Here is an 18,214-nt window from a genome sequence, read left to right on the forward strand (position 1 = left end):
ATGTTTGATGTTGAGTTACTGTCTATTCTATTGCCTGCGTTAGTGGCAGGACTATTAGTGTTATCAACCCATGTGTTGTTAGGTCAGCAAGTGCTCAAGCGTGGCATTATCTTCATCGATTTGGCTATCGCTCAAGTTGCTGCGTTGGGCGCAATCGTATCGCACATGGATCATAGAGTAGAAGCGTTACCGTTTGCTCATGTGTGGATGCCAGCCTTGTTTGCATTAGCCGGTGCAGGCGTTATCGCTTGGATGGCAAAGCATTTAGTTGGTGAGCTTGAAGCCTTTATTGGTTGCTTTTATGTACTGAGCGCAGTGGCGGCAATGTTGCTACTCGCCAATGATCCTCATGGTGCTGAGTTACTCAAGCAGTTAATGTCTGGTCAAATCTTGTGGGTCAGTTGGTCTCAGTTAGTGTTACCAGCCATGGTTTCAGCGGCTATAATTGGGATTATTATCGTTAAACCACGGGTGTTAGATGGCGGCGGTTTTTACTTTTTATTTGCATTAGTGATTACCTTGTCGGTAGAGTTAGTCGGCGTGTATTTAGTGTTTAGCACGTTAATTTTACCCGCGTTGGCATTAAACAAATATCAAGGTAAAACCAAGCTTGCTTGGGCTTATGGGGTCGGAGTTGTTGGGTATATTGCTGGGCTTGTATTGTCTGCTAGTTATGATTTACCCAGTGGTGCAGCCATTGTTGCGACATTAGCGTTAAGCGCATTGTTGTTTAGAACCTTTCTGAAATTGCGCTCATCGACAGCGGTTGGTCAACCTGCTAATAGCTAATAGCTAACCTGTCATATAAACGAGGTTATTCTGCCCCACATCACAGGGGCAGAGTATTTCAGCTTACATATGTAAACAAAACGTTGAGTCCCTAGACTGGCGTCGTTATACTGTCGCCAATTTTATTGCAGGAGTATGTTGTGCTGCTTATCGCTCGTTTAATTATTCTCGCCGTGCTGTTATTTTTAGCCTTTGTATTTGCAATTGTTATTTGCCTTTTTCGGCCAATGCATCGCGACAATGTACATCTGGTTGCCCGTTTTTTTGGTTCGGTTGCACCGGTATTAGGTATTAAGGTCATTAGACGTGCTCATCCAGTCAGTGCAACATCGCAACCGTGTATTTATTTAGCCAATCATCAAAATAATTTTGATTTATTTACTCATACGTCAGTTGTGCCTAAAGGGACTGTCAGCTTAGGTAAAAAGAGCTTGGTGTGGGTACCCTTATTCGGGCAAATTTATTGGCTATCAGGCAATATCCTTATCGATCGTAACAATCGTCATAGTGCATTTGATACTATGGCTAAAACCGTTGATAAAATGAAGAATAAACTCCTGTCAGTGTGGATATTTCCTGAAGGGACTCGTTCACGTGGTCGTGGATTATTACCATTTAAAGTCGGCGCATTCTATACTGCTGTTGCGGCTCAGGCGACGATAGTGCCAGTATTGGCTTCTTGTCAGAACCACATTAAGCTTAATCGTTGGAACAACGGCGTGGTGATTGTAGAAATGCTTGAGCCGATTGCAACGACAGGCTTAAGCAAGAGTGATGTGAAAGCGTTAAGCGCTAAGGTGCATCAAGTGATGTCAGCGCGTTCGGTTGAATTAAACAAAGAAGCCAAAGCATTAACGCTGCAAGCGAGAGCATAACACGGTTATCGGTCGCCAAAGATCGGCCATAAGCTCGCAACTTGTGTCAGTTTGGGTATAATTGACTAAATTTTTTACCAGTCTTATTTACGGAGTAATCCATGTCTGTTGAGCGTCAGTTAAAAGAACAATTTGCTGAAAATCTCGAAATTGTTGATGCCTTACTTGCTGATGGTTCAGAGCCTGATGCGGAATATACTATTGAGCATCATTTTTCGGCGACTAATTTTGATCGCCTAGAAAAAGCCGCTGTTGATGCCTTTAAGCTTGGTTTTGAAGTGAACGATGCAGAAGAAATGGAACTTGACGATGGCTCAGTTATTTTCTGTTTTGACGCCATTGCCAAGCATAAGTTAGAGGTTCCATTACTGGATAAAGCCTGTGAACAGTTGATTCTATTAGCGGCCAAGCAAAAAGTGGATTATGACGGTTGGGGCACTTTCTTTGTCGGTGATGATGAAGACGACGATGAAGACGACGATGAAGACGATGACGATGAAGTAGATGATAAATTTCATTAACAAATCGATTATTTAATAAGATAAAAAAACGCCCATCAATGATGAGCGTTTTTTTTTGGTTATAGGCTATCGTTGATAGGCGATTATTTATAGATAATACTTTTATTACGGCCTTGTTGCTTAGCGACATATAGGGCTTTATCAGCACCAGATAACCAGTTTGAGCTACTGTCTATTGCTGAGTCTAAATCGTTAATCCCTAAACTTACCGTCACTTTTATAAGCCGATTTTCGAATGTCACTTCAGACGCTTCAATGCGTTTTCGTAAACGTTCGGTAAAGTTCAGGGCATCTTCTGCTGTCGTTTTAGATAACACCACCCCAAATTCTTCACCGCCATAACGGCCAGCACAGTCTGTTTCACGTAACGCTTGCGTTAACAAATAGGCAATATGTTGGATCACTTTGTCACCGGCAGGGTGACCATATTCATCGTTAATACGCTTAAAATTATCGATATCAATCATCACCAATGACGCCGCATCACCGTAGCGTGAATAACGATCGAATTCTTTTTCCATGCAGCTTTGCCAATGGCGACGATTATACAATTGGGTTAACCCGTCGATTTGGCTGAGTTGTTCAAGTTGCTCGTTGGCTGATTTTAGTTGCAGTTTGTTGACCGCAATGTCTGTTACATCATAGACAATAATGCTGATATGAGTGATTTGGCCGGTTAATGACGCTAATGGTAATAAGGTAATGTTTTGAAACATAAAATCGGCTCGACCCGTTACTGGACGATAGTTTTTAAATTGGAATACATAGGGACGTTGTTCCCAACTAATAAACGTACGATTTTTAAGTAAAAAAACCGATTCCATTTTTTGTTTTAACCAACTGGCCGGTAAACCTGGAAACTTTTCAAAGAGATTATCACCTTTAATCGAATTGGGTGACACGCCACTGTGGTTTTCCATAAAACCGTTCCAAAGTTGGATGTTATAGTCGCGATCGAGCACCACTAAACCCACCTCGATGGTTTGTACCATATCGATTAGCCAGTGGAGTTCGTTCATCGCACTTTGGTCATTTGACATAAAAAGTATCCAAGGTTAATCGAGTAAATAGCCAAGCTTGTAGTTTAGCGTTGGAATTGAATCCTCAGTAAACAGCAGCAGAAGATCACATTCAATATTGTAATCTTCTATCCGATATTTGATTTCCATCGCCAGTGTTCGTTGCCATTTGTCTGAGTTGTCGTGAATGAGCTCATTGACACTACAGTGTCGGCCAAGTACGACCGGATGTGACTGACTGAATTTCATATCGAGTTGTTCAGAAATGCCATTTAAAAAGGCCCCAATGAGCACATTGCCGGTGTCCATCATCACTTCAATTTCAGTATTAATGTCTTCTGGATTCTCTAATCCCATTAGCTTGGCCATATCTTCAAAGCTTGAGTCATGGAACAGTAGCAGTGCTTCGCCCGCAATTCCTGCGCCAATAAAGCCTTGGCATAGGCCTGAGACGGTTGAATTTCGTTCTGTGGCTTTTAAGGCCATGGTCAATTCACTGACTTCAAGCACATTAACGTTAGGGATAGGTAATACAACAAATACATCAAGAAGCTTAGCGAGTAAGTCTGCTGCTCTGCCCATCGCGACGTTGGCTATTTCTTGGCATGCATCACGCATATCCACTTTCATCATTGGAGTGTCGTTAGCTTTATTGCCCTGGGTAAGGGTTAAAATACCGTACTCTTGAAGAATATGACTGATAGCCTCTGCACTCACGGGTTTTTGAATGAAGTCCAGAGCACCTAAGGCTTTGACCCGTTCGTGAGCCTTAATTTGAATATCACCTGAGACCACAATAATTAATGCAGGTAAATCTTGTTGTTGTACCGCTTGCAGAACTTCGTAGCCATCCATAACCGGCATATTGAGGTCAAGAAAGACAATCTCACCTTTACCTGCGCGAATAACATCAAGGCCTTCTGCGCCATTGGTAGCGTAGCTGATCTCGACATCCCAATCTTTGGGGAGTGTTCTTGCCATTTGTTTTCTAGCGAGTGCTGAATCGTCGCATATTAATATTGGGATGGTCATTGTTGCTGGTTTTCCTTCTTTCGCCTTAATAAAAGAAACTCATGAATGACCCACGAGTGTACAGGCGGGCAGATTATTATAAGAATTTAATACAGCGATTTTAATCTATTGGCGCATTATACGTATTTGCTAATAATATTGGTAACTTAGTTTTAACATTTGCTCGATTGGGTATCATGTTAAATGCTGTATTTCAGCGCCTAACTGCAACTAGGTTGGACTGATTTTATCGTCGGTACATGAGCATACAAGGCTTTATATACCCAAGCCACTCCAACATGCGCGTTTCAGTGCTCCCGTAGGATAACTGAATCAGGCAGTGATTGAAGAGAATGGTTACTGCCTTTTTAATATCACTATTCCTAGGTTCTAGGTCGCTACGCTACTAGGAACTCGCAAGCTCGCCAGAGGGCGGTGCTTCGCTCCTTCTAGGTGCTAGGTTTTAGGTCCTAGGATCTAGAAGCGTAGCGTCCTCGAAGACCGCAGGTCGTCCTAGCAGCCGTAGGCGCCCTATTCCTAGACCCTTGAACTCGGTCACTGGATAACATTTTACTCAAAAAAACCTGGTAATATTTTGACCTGCATCGATTATTGGTCATGTTATTACTATTCGACAGAGAGTACAGATATGTTAGTCTAAAAACTGGACTGACCAGTAAAAGGATGTTTCATGGAACGAGAGTTAATTAAATTCACGGTAGATAATGGTATTGCACATGTTTGCTTGAATCGACCCACTAAGATTAACGCGCTCAATGTTGAGATGTTTACCGCGATTGATAAGGTCATTAAACAGATCCGTGCTAACAAGCAGATTAATGCGGTGATTTTATCCGGCGCCGATGGGAACTTTTGCTCTGGTCTTGATGTGAAAAGTGTGGCTAATTCCCCCACTAATGTACTGAAACTATTATTCAAGTGGTTGCCTGGTAATGCAAACTTAGCACAGCGCGTGTCTTTGGGCTGGCAACGTTTACCTATTCCGGTTATCGCGGTATTAGAGGGTTGTTGTTATGGCGGCGGAACTCAAATTGCCTTGGGCGCCGATATCCGTATTGCGACGCCAAACTGTCAGTTGTCGATAATGGAAGCAAAGTGGGGACTGGTGCCAGATATGGCAGGTCTGGTGGCGTTAAGACAAATAATGCCGAAAGATAAAGCATTAATGTTGACCTATACCGCGGATATTTTAACGGCTGAGCAAGCACTCGATCTAGGCTTGGTGACTCAAATAAGTGACAACGCTTATGAGTGTGCGACCTTGTTAGCGCAAAAAATCATGCTTACTTCACCCGATGCGAACGCTGCGATCAAACGCAGTATTAATCAAAGTTGGACGGCTTCTGTGCGCAGTTTATTAGCGCGAGAGTCGCTGAGTCAAATTCGGTTATTATTGGATAAAAATCGAGTGATAGCAGCGATAAGACAAACCAAAAATCCTGACAAAGCCTATCGCGCCCGCCAATCTTGGTGGTAGCAGAGTGTTGACCGAGATCTTATATTCGCAAATATTATCTACCGATAATGGTTCTGGCGAAGCCTTCGATTTGATCGAGGGTTTCTTCCCAGCCACTGGGGTTGCTTAAATCTAAACTCATCTGATATTGGCGATAATATCGAGCCGATTTAACTTGGTTCAAGTGAAGCCGAGTCGGTGCTTGTTCCATTGAATTAGGATGCGCATCCGATGACTGAATATCGAGGATTGGAATAGACATGGCGACTAATTGTTCTGCAATCGATTTACGCTGACTTTGCGGATCAATTAAATATTCATATTCACGATAAGGGTTGATCAACACCAACATATCAGGCGTGGGAATTTTTTTATCATAAAGTAAATTGGTGATCATGCCTGCACTGTCATCAATCACGATCAGAATTTGGGCTCCTGGAAATAAACCTGTGGTGGAGCTTAACTGATTAAGGGCTTCATTTAGACTAGCTTGTTGAAAATTTCGTAGTTCAAGTAACTGAGATGAATCATATTTTGGTGTGCTTTTATTGCTACTAAGTTGTAACTGTTGGGTACCTGCCTTGGTGATATCTTCAGGTTTTGTGGCATAGTTGGGCCGGTATAGCCCTTTTGCCGGTGTTAAGCTAATACTTGCCCAGCCACGGCTATTAATTGTTGTTCTTAGGTAGCTGGCTAAACCTGCGGCATCAGCATCGGTGTCGGATGCGGCAATAATGGTTACTGAACCGAAGTGTTTTTTGCTCTGCCAAGACCTAACGAGAACTTTACTTTGCTTGCCGTCGATAGTGACAAATTTAATTTCATCAGCAGACAGGTGAGCATATTGTTGCTGCGCCTGTGTGAAGGGCATCGTCGCCAATATGCTTATCGATACGATTAATAACTGACTAAGTCGACCTAGTTGCACGATAACCTCGAGCGAATAACATCATAATATGATTAGCTTAATGTATTTTGGTGGCAAAAAACAATGCCCTGATAAACAGGGCATTGTTGATACAAGATTGTTGCTACAAAATTGTGTAATGCTAACTCACCCCCACGGTTAATCCGAGTGGCGGTGAGCGAGTTGTTATACGTGGCTGACAAGCACCATGCGTATTGCATCAAGTTGTAATTGACTGTTGTCCATGTAGCCCGTTAACTCGACCATTTGGTTGCGAATATGTTCTAACTCGTCTTCGCGAATGTTCGGGTTTACGGCTTTTAGGGCTTCAAGTCTTGCTAATTCACCCGTTAATTGCAGTGTCATTTTGCTGCGAGCATCGATCACCAGTTGCGTTAGCGCTTGTTTTGCATATTCTTCACCTTTGGCGAGTAACGGGTGCAAAATAGGCTGAGAGGCATTCACCAGCTTGCTGGCAATATGACGGTTAATGGCACTTAGCTGCTTGTCAAAACTGGCGTAATCAACTTTATCGGCCATATTTAAGCCATTTTTATCCAGCAATACTCGGATGGGTGTTGGTGGTAAATAACGGTATAGCTGAGTGGCTTTAGGTGCAGAGGCATCGGCCATGTAAATCAATTCTAAAAACAGCGTACCAGCAGGTAATGCCTTATTTTTTAGAACCGCGACACTGGTGGTGCCGGTTTCTGAACCGGTAATTAAATCTAAGCCCGTTTGTACTAAAGGATGCTCTTGGGAGATAAACGCAATGTCGTCACGTGCCAAAGCCGTTTCACGATCAAACGTCACCGTAATACCGTCTTCATTTAATCCAGGATAAGTAGGGAACATCATGTGTTCACTAGGGCGTAAGATGATTGAGTTTTCACCGCGATCTTCTTGATCAACACCAATAATGTCCCATAAGCGGATCACCGACCCGATTAGATGAGTATCATTATCGCTGTCTGCTAACCGCTTGATTAACGCATTGGCACGCTCGCCGCCATGGGAGTTTATCTCTAGCAGTTTATCTCGGCCTTGTTCCATTGCCTGTTTAAGCTCTTTGTAACGATGTTGAGTATGGTTGAGTAATTGGATCATTACCTCTTCATCAGCGTCGCAAAGCACATTGATCAGCTCGTCGGCAAATTCATTGAACAACACATGACCGCTAGGGCAGGTCAGTTCAAATGCGTTCAATCCTTGGTGATACCATCGCATCAATCTTTCTTGCGCAGTACCGCGCAGGTAAGGTAAATGAATTTGGATGTCATTTTGTTGGCCAATACGATCTAAACGGCCAATACGCTGCTCTAATAAGTCAGGATTTAGCGGTAAATCAAACAGAATTAAATGGCTAGCAAACTGGAAGTTACGTCCTTCAGATCCAATTTCAGAACAAATTAATGCTTGGGCGCCGCCGTCTTCTTGAGCAAAGTAAGCGCCGGCTTTATCGCGTTCGATAATCGACATATCTTCATGGAATACCGTAGCTTGAATACCTTCGCGGGTGCGCAGCGCTTCTTCAAGGCTTAATGCGGTTTCTGCTTGGCTAGCAATAATCAGTACTTTTTTACTGCGATGCGATTTTAGAAACTCAATTAACCAGTCTACCCGTGGATCAAACTTCCACCAACTGGCGCTGTCGCTTTCAAAGGCTTGATACAGTTTTTCAGGGCTTAATGCCTGGGCGGCTTTTTCTTTTGGTTGTTTGGCGCTGCCCATCATGGCGTTAACGCGTTCAGCAGTAACGTATTGTGGAGGCATCTCATGAGGGTAAGCATTAAATAAACGTTTCGGAAAGCCTTTCACTGATGCGCGGCTATTTCGATAAAGAACACGGCCTGTACCATGACGGTCGAGTAATTCTTGGAGTAATTCCTGTCGTGCTGCTTGTTGTGCTTCAACGTCAACCTCTGTTGACTGGATTAAGCGAATGCTTGGCTGTATGTCTTTTTCGCTAAGCAATTCGGTTAAACTATTAATGGCACTGTCGGGTAATTTAGTGTCTTTAGTTAATGCTTCAGCCGCTTCTGCTACATCTTTATAGCCTGATTCTTCAGTTAAGAAAGCGTCGTAATCGTAAAAACGATCGGGATCGAGCAGGCGTAAACGAGCAAAGTGACTTTGATGACCCAGTTGGTCTGGTGTTGCGGTTAGTAGCAATACGCCAGGGACCACTTCACTTAAGGCTTCGACGGTTTTATAGGCGCGACTAGGTGCCTCTTCTGACCACTCTAAATGGTGAGCTTCATCGACAACCATTAAGTCCCAATCGGCATCTAAGGCTTGTTCAAGACGCTTTTTCTTACGCAGTAAATCAAGTGAGCAAATGATCAACTGTTCGGTGTAAAAAGGATTGTCATTGTCGGCATAAGCTTCAACGCAACGATCTTCATCAAATACTGAAAAACGCAGGTTAAAGCGGCGCAGCATTTCAACTAACCATTGATGGCGGAGTGTGTCTGGCACTATCACCAAAATGCGTTCAGCACGGCCAGTGAGTAATTGCTGATGAATAATTAAGCCAGCCTCAATGGTTTTACCTAAACCGACTTCATCGGCCAGTAGTACGCGCGGGGCGTAACGGCTACCGACTTCATGAGCGATCCACTGTTGATGCGCAATTAAGCCTACTCGTGGGCCTTGCTGGCCGAGTAAGTCTGAGGTGGCTAATTTGTGGCGTAATAACTGACATTGGTAACGCACACCAAAGCGTTCTAAGCGATCAATTTGCCCAGCGAACAAACGGTCTTGGGGTTTATTAAAGCGAATGTTGTGATTCAGCATTGTCTCACGAAGACTGACTTTTTCTTGAGTTTCGCTATGAATACCATGGTAAATCACCAATTGATTTTTTTCTTCAAGCTCTTCAATGGTGATACTCCAACCATCACCGCTTTCAACAGTGTCACCTGGGTTAAAAATAACCCGGGTTAAGGGAGCTTCACTGCGGGAAAACATCCGGTTTTCTCCAGTGGCAGGGAATAGCAGCGTAATCATGCGGCCTTCAACTTGAACGACTGTCCCTAATCCGAGTTCTGACTCGGTATCACTTATCCAGCGTTGACCTAAGGCAAACGACATCTATTACTCTCATTTATTGCGTGAAACAAAAAAGGGGGCGTATGTTAAACCAAACCCATCCAGATTGAAATTCTAGCATTGATTTATCGTTCAGATATTCATTTTTACATCATATTGACATGTTAGCGTCATATTGACGTCATAGTGTGAAACAAAGGCGATAGTGATGATATTGAGTTCTTACTCGACAAGTGGCATATTTTATTGAGGCAAGCATTGCGCATGGCAATGGCCTGTTTTCAAAGAGGCTTTAATTATTCCTTTAATGTTATACGTTTAGCTAAGTGATATTGATAACTTTTCATTGAGAGCACTCTGGAGGCACCATGGAACAAAACGACAGAAAGTTGTTTGTACTGGATACCAACGTGTTACTGCATGAACCTTTAGCGATATATTCGTTTAAAGAACATGACGTAATTATTCCCATGACTGTGTTAGAAGAACTCGATAGCATCAAGGATAGGAAGCGAGATGTCAGTCGTGATGCACGGGTTGCCATACGTGCATTAGAAGATATTTTGGGTGGTCCCACGACTCCGGAGCAAATTTTAAAAGGCGTTGCGTTGCCCACTCGTGAAGAACATTCAGACGTTTCTGGTCATTTGTCGATTTTCCCAGATCACCAAATAGAGTTTATTATCGGCTCACTACCCGGTGATAATAACGATAACCGCATTATCAACACCGCGCTGCATTTACAAAAAATCCATTCTCCCCGCACCGTGGTGTTAGTTACCAAAGACATTAACATGCGCTTAAAAGCCAAAGGCGCGGGTATTGAGCGAGTAGAAGATTACCGCAGAGATCAGTTGATTGATGATGTGCGATTTCTCGCCAAAGGCTTTTATCAATTCTCCGGAGATTTTTGGCAAAATGTCGATAAAGTGTCGACGGATCGTAAAGATCGTCATACGGTTCATCAAGTGCCATTGGAGCATCTTGGTAATGAAAACTTTTACCTTAATCAGTATTTAATTGACGACAGTTCTGATTTTTGTGGCCGTGTTGCCAGTAAAACTGAGCAACATTTGCAGATAATTGATCGCGGCCGTGATCGCTTATTACATCATCAAGCGTGGGGGGTGAAGCCGAAGAATATTTATCAAGGCATGGCGTTGGATGCTTTGCTGGACCCTGACATTGAATTGATTATTTTGACTGGCCCCGCGGGGTGCGGTAAGACGCTATTAGCCATGGCGGCGGCATTAGAACTGGTGGTTGAACGCAAGCGGTATGACAAAATTATTGTCACCCGTAACACTCCCGAAATTGCTGAATCGATAGGTTTTTTACCGGGCACCGAAGAAGAGAAAATGACCCCTTGGTTAGCCGCTATTACCGATACACTTGAAGTGCTGCATAAAAATGATGTTAATCCCAGTGGCAGTGTTAATTACATTATGGAGAAGGCTAACATTCAGTTTAAGTCGATTAACTTTATGCGTGGCCGCTCTATTCAAAACTCGGTGGTCATATTGGATGAATGCCAAAACTTAACCGCATCACAAATTAAAACCATGATCACGCGGATGGGCGAAGGGACTAAATTGATTTGCAGTGGTAATTTAGCCCAAATCGATTCGACTTACTTAACCGCGGTTACATCGGGATTAACCTACATGGTTGAACGTTTTAAAGACTTTGAAGGCAGTGCCAATATTTACCTCGATGGCGTGGTACGGTCGCGTTTAGCCGAGTTTGCTGAGGAACATTTGTAACCGTTTAACCGATTGAGATAGTGGCCACAAAGAGGGTTCTATATCCCGCCATATAATAAGGTTACATTGTGTAACCTTATTAACTTTCTTATCAATGGTTTAAAATCAGTCTTAATATTTGTTGTCTGTATTATAGCCATCGTATTCATTATCGCCGCTTATCGCGGCGATTCACATTGCGCGAATCAAGGCGAAGCCTTGAAGGCATAGTGTTGTTCAGCAACCACTGCTGCGTTGTTCTACCTCCTGCGTCAGACCTCCCTGGAAGGTTATTTTTTATGGCACAAAATAGACCATGCAATCGTACGTTTAAAAACGTCAACGCAGAGTCAAGTGATTTGAAACTTGGCCATTGAGCGGCTCAAGCGTTCCACTTCTGCGCTGGATTAACGTAAATGGCAATCGCCACTCTAGGATTAATTCACCTTAAACTGAAAGCTTGAGTGGCTCTGAATTGTTCAGATAATTAATGTGATTGGTATCACTTGCAGGTTGGACAAGTGCCTAAGGAGCCATTAATACATGTGCTTGAGCTTATCTTCCTGATATCATAATCATTCGTTTTTTATTGCCGATTATTTGGTGTTATTCGTTCGACAGCGAGTCTTCCTTTACGCTGTATCAAGGGTGGTTAATGAAACCGACTGAGCCAGACTTACAATTAAAATCTCCTATTCAACGTAATTATAACCGAGCGGTGTTTTACACCTATATCGGCGTGATTGTGATGGCCTTATTGACGGCAGGCATTATGTTTGAACGTCAAAAAGAGCAGCAAATTCAACAAAGAGAAGAACAAGTTGCTCGTCATGTTATGCAAATCGATTTATTGCTTGAGTCGAGTATTCGCGCGGTGAAAAGTTTGCGTGATGTGGCGGTGGATCATTTACGCTTGGGTGAATTTGTGCGTAAAGAGCGATTACCTCAATATGAAAAATTTAACGAAGATGGTCAGTATTTTACCTTAGAACCCAATTATGCCAACAGCGGCGTGCCGTTTACTAATATGGGGCGTATTACTGGCGCTGGATCGTTAGATAATCGCAGTGAGAGCTTTTATCAAGAGCTTGAAATGCTATTTGAGCTATCATTATCCTTCCCTGTCGCCAAAGAAGCCGCCCCTAAAGCCTCATCGATTTATTATATTTCTAAGCGTCGAATGATGTCATTTTATCCATGGGAAAGTAATGACTTACGCTTTAGAGACGAACTGCTCAATAAGAAACAATTTCAACTATCAACGCCTTCAATGAACCCACAACGGAGTGTCTTTTGGAGCGAGGCATATATTGATTCGGCTCATCAAGGTTTAATTACTACGCTTGGGTTGCCAGTGTATCTAGCTGATGAGTTTATCGGTTCAATTAACCTCGACATGACCTTATCGTCGCTAGATAAGCAAATTCGCACCTATTTTAAAATGCCTGGCACAGTTATTTTGCTTGACCAGCAAAATAATATTTTATCTCACAGTGATTTCGACTCCAGTGAAATGAATAAGGTTTACCACATTAGTCAGCGTATTCCGGCTGAGTTACATTCATTATCTGAATCTGAGCTATTTGATGCCCACGAAGGCATTTTGCGAAACGGTTATTACATTCATAGTGTGGCACTGCATAACGCGCCTTGGCGATTACTGTATTTACAAGATGAAGATGATTTATTTAAAGACTCGTGGGACAAACTGCAACTGAGTTTTCTGTTCGTGGTGCTGGCCTTGTCTCTGTTAGTGACCATAGTGCATTGGCAGACTCGCCGTGCATTCGTCAGCCCTGCTTCTCGGTTGTTAACACACTTAGAAGCATGCTCACAAACACCGATTAGACCGCCTGAAAAAATAACCCGTGGTTGGGAACCGTGGTTTGCATTAGTGAGCCGTATTTTTGAAGAGAACCGCCAGTATACTCTCCACTTAGCTGAACAAAATAAACGTCTGGACAACTTAGTGGCGCGGCGAACTCAGCGTTTTCGCGAAACCACCGAACGACGCGAACGTGAATTTGCGTTATTGCGATCACTCATTGATTCGATCCCTGAAGCGATTGTGTTTAAAGACAAAGAAGGCAAATATTTAGGCTGTAATAAGTCAGCTGAACGAATGCTGGGCTACAGCGAAAATGAGATTATTGGCTTAACGTCATCAGAAGTGGTGAGCCCAGAGAAAGGCTTGCGCATTGGTGAAGAAGACAAGAAAGTACTGAGTCAGCAACATTCATTACGTTACCAAGAACGGGTCAATATTGAAGGCAAACCGGTATTACTCGATACCTTTAAACTGCCGTTTTATAATCGCCGTGGCGAACTATTAGGCTTGATTTCAGTTTGGCGCGATATTACTCGTGAATACGATGCTGCTGAGCAATTGCGTTTGTCTGAGCAGCGTTATCATCTTGCCATGGATGCGGTAGAAGATGGTTTGTGGGATTGGTATATTGATTCCGAACAAATCATTTGTAATCCAGCCTTTTATTCGATGTTGGGTTATCAAGCCAACGAATTTCCACCATTACTGGCATCCATTGATGAGTTGTATCACCCAGATGATCGTGATCGAGTGCAAGAATACCGCGCTCAGTATGTCCGCGATCCGGTTGGCACTTATGAAATTGAATTTAGAATGCGCGGTAAAAATGATCTGTATTACTGGGTGTTATCCCGTGGTCGTGCAGTTGAGTTCTCTGAGGACGGTTGCAGCAAGCGCATGCTAGGTACTCATAAAGATATTACTCGCCAGAAGAGTAATGAAGTTGCCTTACTTGAAGCAAAACAAGAAGCCGAATTAGCCAACATGTATAAGAGTGAGTTTTTGGCCAATATGAGTCATGAAATTCGTACTCCAATGAATGCCATCATTGGGATGTTGCAGTTGGCGCAACGCACAAGTTTAACCGTGCAGCAGCAAGATTATCTTAATAAAGCAGGGTTTTCGGCCCAATCGTTACTGCGAATTATTAATGATATTTTAGATTTTTCGAAAATCGAGGCTGGCAAATTAGAGCTAGAAAGAGTCGCTTTTCCACTGGATAAAGTGCTTGATCATGTGATTGATATTAATGCCATTAAAGCCCAAGAAAAAGGCGTTGAACTCTTGCTATATGCACCGGTAACGGCGGGATTAATTTTAAACGGTGATCCGCTGCGTTTAGGCCAAGTTTTAGTCAATTTATTGTCCAATGCGGTTAAATTTACCCAAACGGGTGAGGTTGAGCTGGGTTGTGAAGACGTGGGTGAGCGTGACGACCGTATTACGCTGAAGTTCTGGGTGCGTGATACCGGTATTGGTATTAATAAAGATCATCAAGCAATGCTGTTTGATGCCTTTTCGCAAGCCGATGGCTCAACCACGCGTAAATACGGCGGTACAGGCTTAGGTTTGTCGATTAGTAAACATTTGGTGTCCATGATGGGCGGCACTATGCAAGTTGAGTCTGAAATGGGCACGGGCAGTAAGTTCAGTTTTACGATTAGTTTTGAAATTGCCGAGGAACAAGTCGTCGAACCACTTGTGGTTCCAGAACAATTAAATAATCTCACTACACTGGTGGTTGACGATAACCCAAGCGCATTACAAATATATTCAGCATTGATGAAAGATTTTAGTTTTGGGGTGAACTCAGCTAACAGTGGCCCAAAAGCACTGGATATGTTGCGTAAAAAACCGGTCGATTTATTGTTGTTAGACTGGATGATGCCAGAAATGAACGGCAGCGAGGTTATCACGGCGATTGATAAAATGGTCGAAGATGGTAGCTTAGCAAAACGGCCGATCATTATGTTAATGACCGCTTATGCCGCAGAGCCATTAGACCATGAGCTGCAAACAAAGTCGGTTTATGCGGTGTTACAAAAGCCGTTTAAAGCGTCGGCATTATTTGATGAGATTATTAACGCCTTTGCCAAAGAGCCTAAGCTTAATTCCATGCCGGTGATTATTGAAGCTGAACCTACTAAGGCATCGGGTTTGATCTTGTTGGTCGAAGATAACGTGATCAACCAACAAGTGGCATCTGAATTACTCAAAAGTGCCGGGTATGAAGTGGTGATTGCTGATAATGGTCAAGTCGCATTAGATATGATTGACTCTCAGCCGTTTGATGCGGTGTTAATGGATATTCAAATGCCGATCATGGATGGATTAACCGCTACTGCTGAATTACGCAAACGTTACAACAAAGAACAGATGCCCATCATCGCCATGACAGCACATGCCATGTCGGGTGATAAAGAAAAAAGTTTAGCCGCAGGTATGAATGCACACATTACTAAGCCGATAGTGCTTAGCGAATTATTTGAAACTTTATCTCATTGGATTAATTATAAAAATAATCATAAAGACGATTAGTATTTTTCGACGATAGGGTATTAACGACAGGGAAATTAATTATGATCCGCCGCAGTATTTCATTGGCATTGTTGCTGGCTATTACACCAGTAACGTTACTTTCTCACAGTGCGATAGCGGCCAGCGATGCCGCTCGAAAAATCATTAAGAGTGCTGAAGCGGCAAAAGGCTTTATTAATCTGTTTTATGACGCCAAATCTGCAGAGTTGTACCTGCAAGCGGATAAGCTTAATCAACCCTTTCTATTGATCACAAGCTTACTCCATGGCGTCGGTTCAAACGATATTGGCTTAGACCGTGGCCAGCTAGGCCAAACTCGGATGGTACAGTTTGAGCAACATGGCCCCTATGTCGTGTTAAAGCAGCTTAATACCCATTTTCGCGCCTCCAGTGATAACGTTGCCGAACGTCAAGCCGTAACACAAGCTTTTGCCGAGTCGATTTTATGGCGGGGTAAATTAGTGCAAGGTAAAACGGCGATAGTCGCAATTAATGACTTAGTGATCGATGATTTACATGGGGTGTCTGATGTATTAGCGGCAACCAAACAAGGTGAGTACAGCTTAGACAGCAGCCGCTCAGTGATTTTACCCCAAGGGATTAAGTCGTTTGAACGTAATGCCGATATTGATGTTAATTTAACCTTTAAGGCCAACAAAGCGGGCAAACAAGTGGCGCAAGTTACTCCAGACGGTAAATTGTTATCGGTGCGGGTGCGTTATTCATTTGTGCAACTCCCTGATGTTGGCTACCAGCCCCGCCGTTATCATCCCATGAGCGGTTATTGGTCCGATCAATATCTTGACTATTCAACCGCCATCGATCAACCGCTGACGCAACGTTATTTGCTGCGTCACAGATTAGAAAAAGTGACCCCAGGAGACGCGCCCAGTAAGGTGGTGACCCCTATTGTGTATTACCTCGACCCAGGTGTTCCAGAGCCTATTCGAAGTGCATTACTCGAGGGTGCCCGCTGGTGGGAAACGGCCTTTACAAATGCCGGTTTTATTGATGGCTTCAAGGTTGAATTACTCCCCGAAGGCGCAGACCCTCAAGATATGCGCTATAACATGATCCAATGGGTGCACCGTGCCACGAGAGGCTGGTCATATGGCGCCGTTGTTACCGATCCTCGTACCGGTGAGATCATTAAAGGTAATGTCACGCTCGGCAGCTTAAGAGTTCGTCAAGACCATCTCATTGCGCGCGGGCTTACCGCAGGCTGGCCAGATCGACACGCCGCGGATAATGCGGCAATGGCATTATCACTTGCGCGTATTCGTCAGCTAGCTGCCCATGAAGTTGGCCATACATTAGGCCTTGATCATAATTTTGCCGCATCAACAAACGATAATGCCTCTGTGATGGATTATCCGCACCCCTATGTGAGTATTCAAGGCGATAAAATAGATATCTCAGCGCCATACAGGGAAGGGATTGGCGAGTGGGACAAATACACCATAGCCTATGGTTATGGTGACCCTTCACAGGCTGATGCGTTGTTAACCTCGACCTTGAGTAAAGGTTTTCGGTATATTGGCGAAGCAGATTCCCGCAGCGCAAACGCCAGCAATGCATATGCCAGCTTATGGGATCGTGGTAACGATGCTGTCGCGGAGCTACTGCGGTTAGAGGCGGTGCGCCGTAAAGTCATTGACGATTTTAATTCAGATGCTTTATTAGCGGGTGAGCCTCATGGCGAATTAGCGGATGTATTTGTGCCTCTTTACTTGCTCACTCGTTACCAAATAGAAGCCGCCGCAAAGTGGATTGGCGGTGCTGATTACAGCTATCAACAGGTCGGTGCTGGTGTTCGTTGGAATTATATTCGCCCCAAAATGCAACTTGCTGCACTCGATTCATTACTGGCGAGTTTACAAAACTCAAGCTTATTGGTACCCAATAATGTGTTACAAGCATTGGTGCCTAAAGCGGGTAATTATCAAAAAACACGCGAAAGTTTTGGATCAAACTTAGGTGTTATCACCGATCCGGTGGCCATGGCAGAAGTGATGAGTCGCCATATTGTGTCGCAACTATTAACGCCTGAGCGTTTAAATCGAGTCAGTCAGGCCTATATGGGCGATAGTCAGCAGCTGTCGGTGGTTCAATTAATCGATAAGCTTGTTGGCATGAGTTTATACCAAGATTTACCGAGTGGCCAAGGCTTAGCAATACAAATGCGGGTGAATGCGGTGGTTATTGACAGTCTATTAGCGGCTTACCACAATCCTAAAACCGCCCCGGAAGTAAAAGCGCAGTTAGCCGCCAGAGTCGACTATATTGTCAAGCAGCTTAAACGGCGCAGTAATCGTGGTAGTGATTATCAATCGGCGCATTATGATTGGCTGTTCCAAGGTATTACCAAAGGAATGACGGATTCGACCTACCGATTAATTGCCAAGCCTGTGGACATGCCACCAGGTTCGCCAATTTAAGCACTACTAATTTAAGTG

11 protein-coding genes are annotated in these 18,214 nt (G+C 43.6%); 7 read left to right on the forward strand and 4 right to left on the reverse strand.

The features are described 5' to 3' along the window. The 3 genes from AAEZ02_RS02120 (at position 1) to rraB (ending at position 2,185) form a co-directional block, all read left to right on the forward strand. Positions 1–789, forward strand: coding sequence for a metal ABC transporter permease (locus AAEZ02_RS02120; RefSeq protein WP_124012543.1), 789 nt, complete (start codon positions 1–3; stop codon positions 787–789). 140 nt (positions 790–929) lie between these two features. Beyond that, a complete protein-coding gene (locus AAEZ02_RS02125) occupies positions 930–1,664 on the forward strand; it encodes a 1-acylglycerol-3-phosphate O-acyltransferase (RefSeq protein WP_101034004.1) in 735 nt (244 codons plus the stop codon). A 101-nt stretch (positions 1,665–1,765) separates the two neighbouring features. Then, a complete protein-coding gene (gene rraB, locus AAEZ02_RS02130; RefSeq protein WP_351121739.1) occupies positions 1,766–2,185 on the forward strand; it encodes a ribonuclease E inhibitor RraB in 420 nt (139 codons plus the stop codon). Between the two features lie 83 nt (positions 2,186–2,268). Here rraB and AAEZ02_RS02135 read toward each other — a convergent pair whose 3' ends face one another. After that, complete coding sequence (locus tag AAEZ02_RS02135; RefSeq protein ID WP_124012541.1) at positions 2,269–3,225, reverse strand: GGDEF domain-containing protein; 957 nt, start codon at positions 3,223–3,225, stop codon at positions 2,269–2,271. A gap of 15 nt (positions 3,226–3,240) precedes the next feature. Next, positions 3,241–4,236 (reverse strand): response regulator, encoded by a 996-nt coding sequence (locus AAEZ02_RS02140; protein WP_101034007.1) that lies wholly within the window; start codon positions 4,234–4,236, stop codon positions 3,241–3,243. A 670-nt stretch (positions 4,237–4,906) separates the two neighbouring features. Here AAEZ02_RS02140 and AAEZ02_RS02145 point away from each other — a divergent pair. Continuing rightward, entirely contained in the window at positions 4,907–5,713 is an 807-nt protein-coding gene (locus AAEZ02_RS02145) for a crotonase/enoyl-CoA hydratase family protein (protein WP_124012540.1), read from the forward strand. A gap of 34 nt (positions 5,714–5,747) precedes the next feature. Here AAEZ02_RS02145 and AAEZ02_RS02150 read toward each other — a convergent pair whose 3' ends face one another. Both AAEZ02_RS02150 and rapA read right to left on the reverse strand, forming a co-directional pair. Continuing rightward, complete coding sequence (locus AAEZ02_RS02150; protein ID WP_351121742.1) at positions 5,748–6,620, reverse strand: DUF3530 family protein; 873 nt, start codon at positions 6,618–6,620, stop codon at positions 5,748–5,750. A 165-nt stretch (positions 6,621–6,785) separates the two neighbouring features. Beyond that, positions 6,786–9,692 carry an RNA polymerase-associated protein RapA gene (gene rapA, locus AAEZ02_RS02155; RefSeq protein WP_124012538.1) on the reverse strand — a complete coding sequence of 969 codons (2,907 nt, stop codon included), beginning with the start codon at positions 9,690–9,692 and terminating at the stop codon, positions 6,786–6,788. A 326-nt stretch (positions 9,693–10,018) separates the two neighbouring features. Here rapA and AAEZ02_RS02160 point away from each other — a divergent pair, with 326 nt between their 5' ends. From AAEZ02_RS02160 to AAEZ02_RS02170, 3 genes are all read left to right on the forward strand, one after another. Beyond that, positions 10,019–11,413 (forward strand): PhoH family protein, encoded by a 1,395-nt coding sequence (locus AAEZ02_RS02160; RefSeq protein WP_351088404.1) that lies wholly within the window; start codon positions 10,019–10,021, stop codon positions 11,411–11,413. 634 nt (positions 11,414–12,047) lie between these two features. Next, positions 12,048–15,758: a response regulator gene (locus AAEZ02_RS02165; protein ID WP_351121745.1), complete on the forward strand. Its 3,711-nt coding sequence runs from the start codon at positions 12,048–12,050 to the stop codon at positions 15,756–15,758. 41 nt (positions 15,759–15,799) lie between these two features. After that, entirely contained in the window at positions 15,800–18,196 is a 2,397-nt protein-coding gene (locus AAEZ02_RS02170) for a zinc-dependent metalloprotease (RefSeq protein ID WP_351121747.1), read from the forward strand. Positions 18,197–18,214 lie beyond the last annotated feature (18 nt).

Origin of the sequence: Shewanella sp. T24-MNA-CIBAN-0130 (assembly GCF_040310185.1) — a bacterium.
GTDB lineage: Bacteria > Pseudomonadota > Gammaproteobacteria > Enterobacterales > Shewanellaceae > Shewanella > Shewanella psychromarinicola.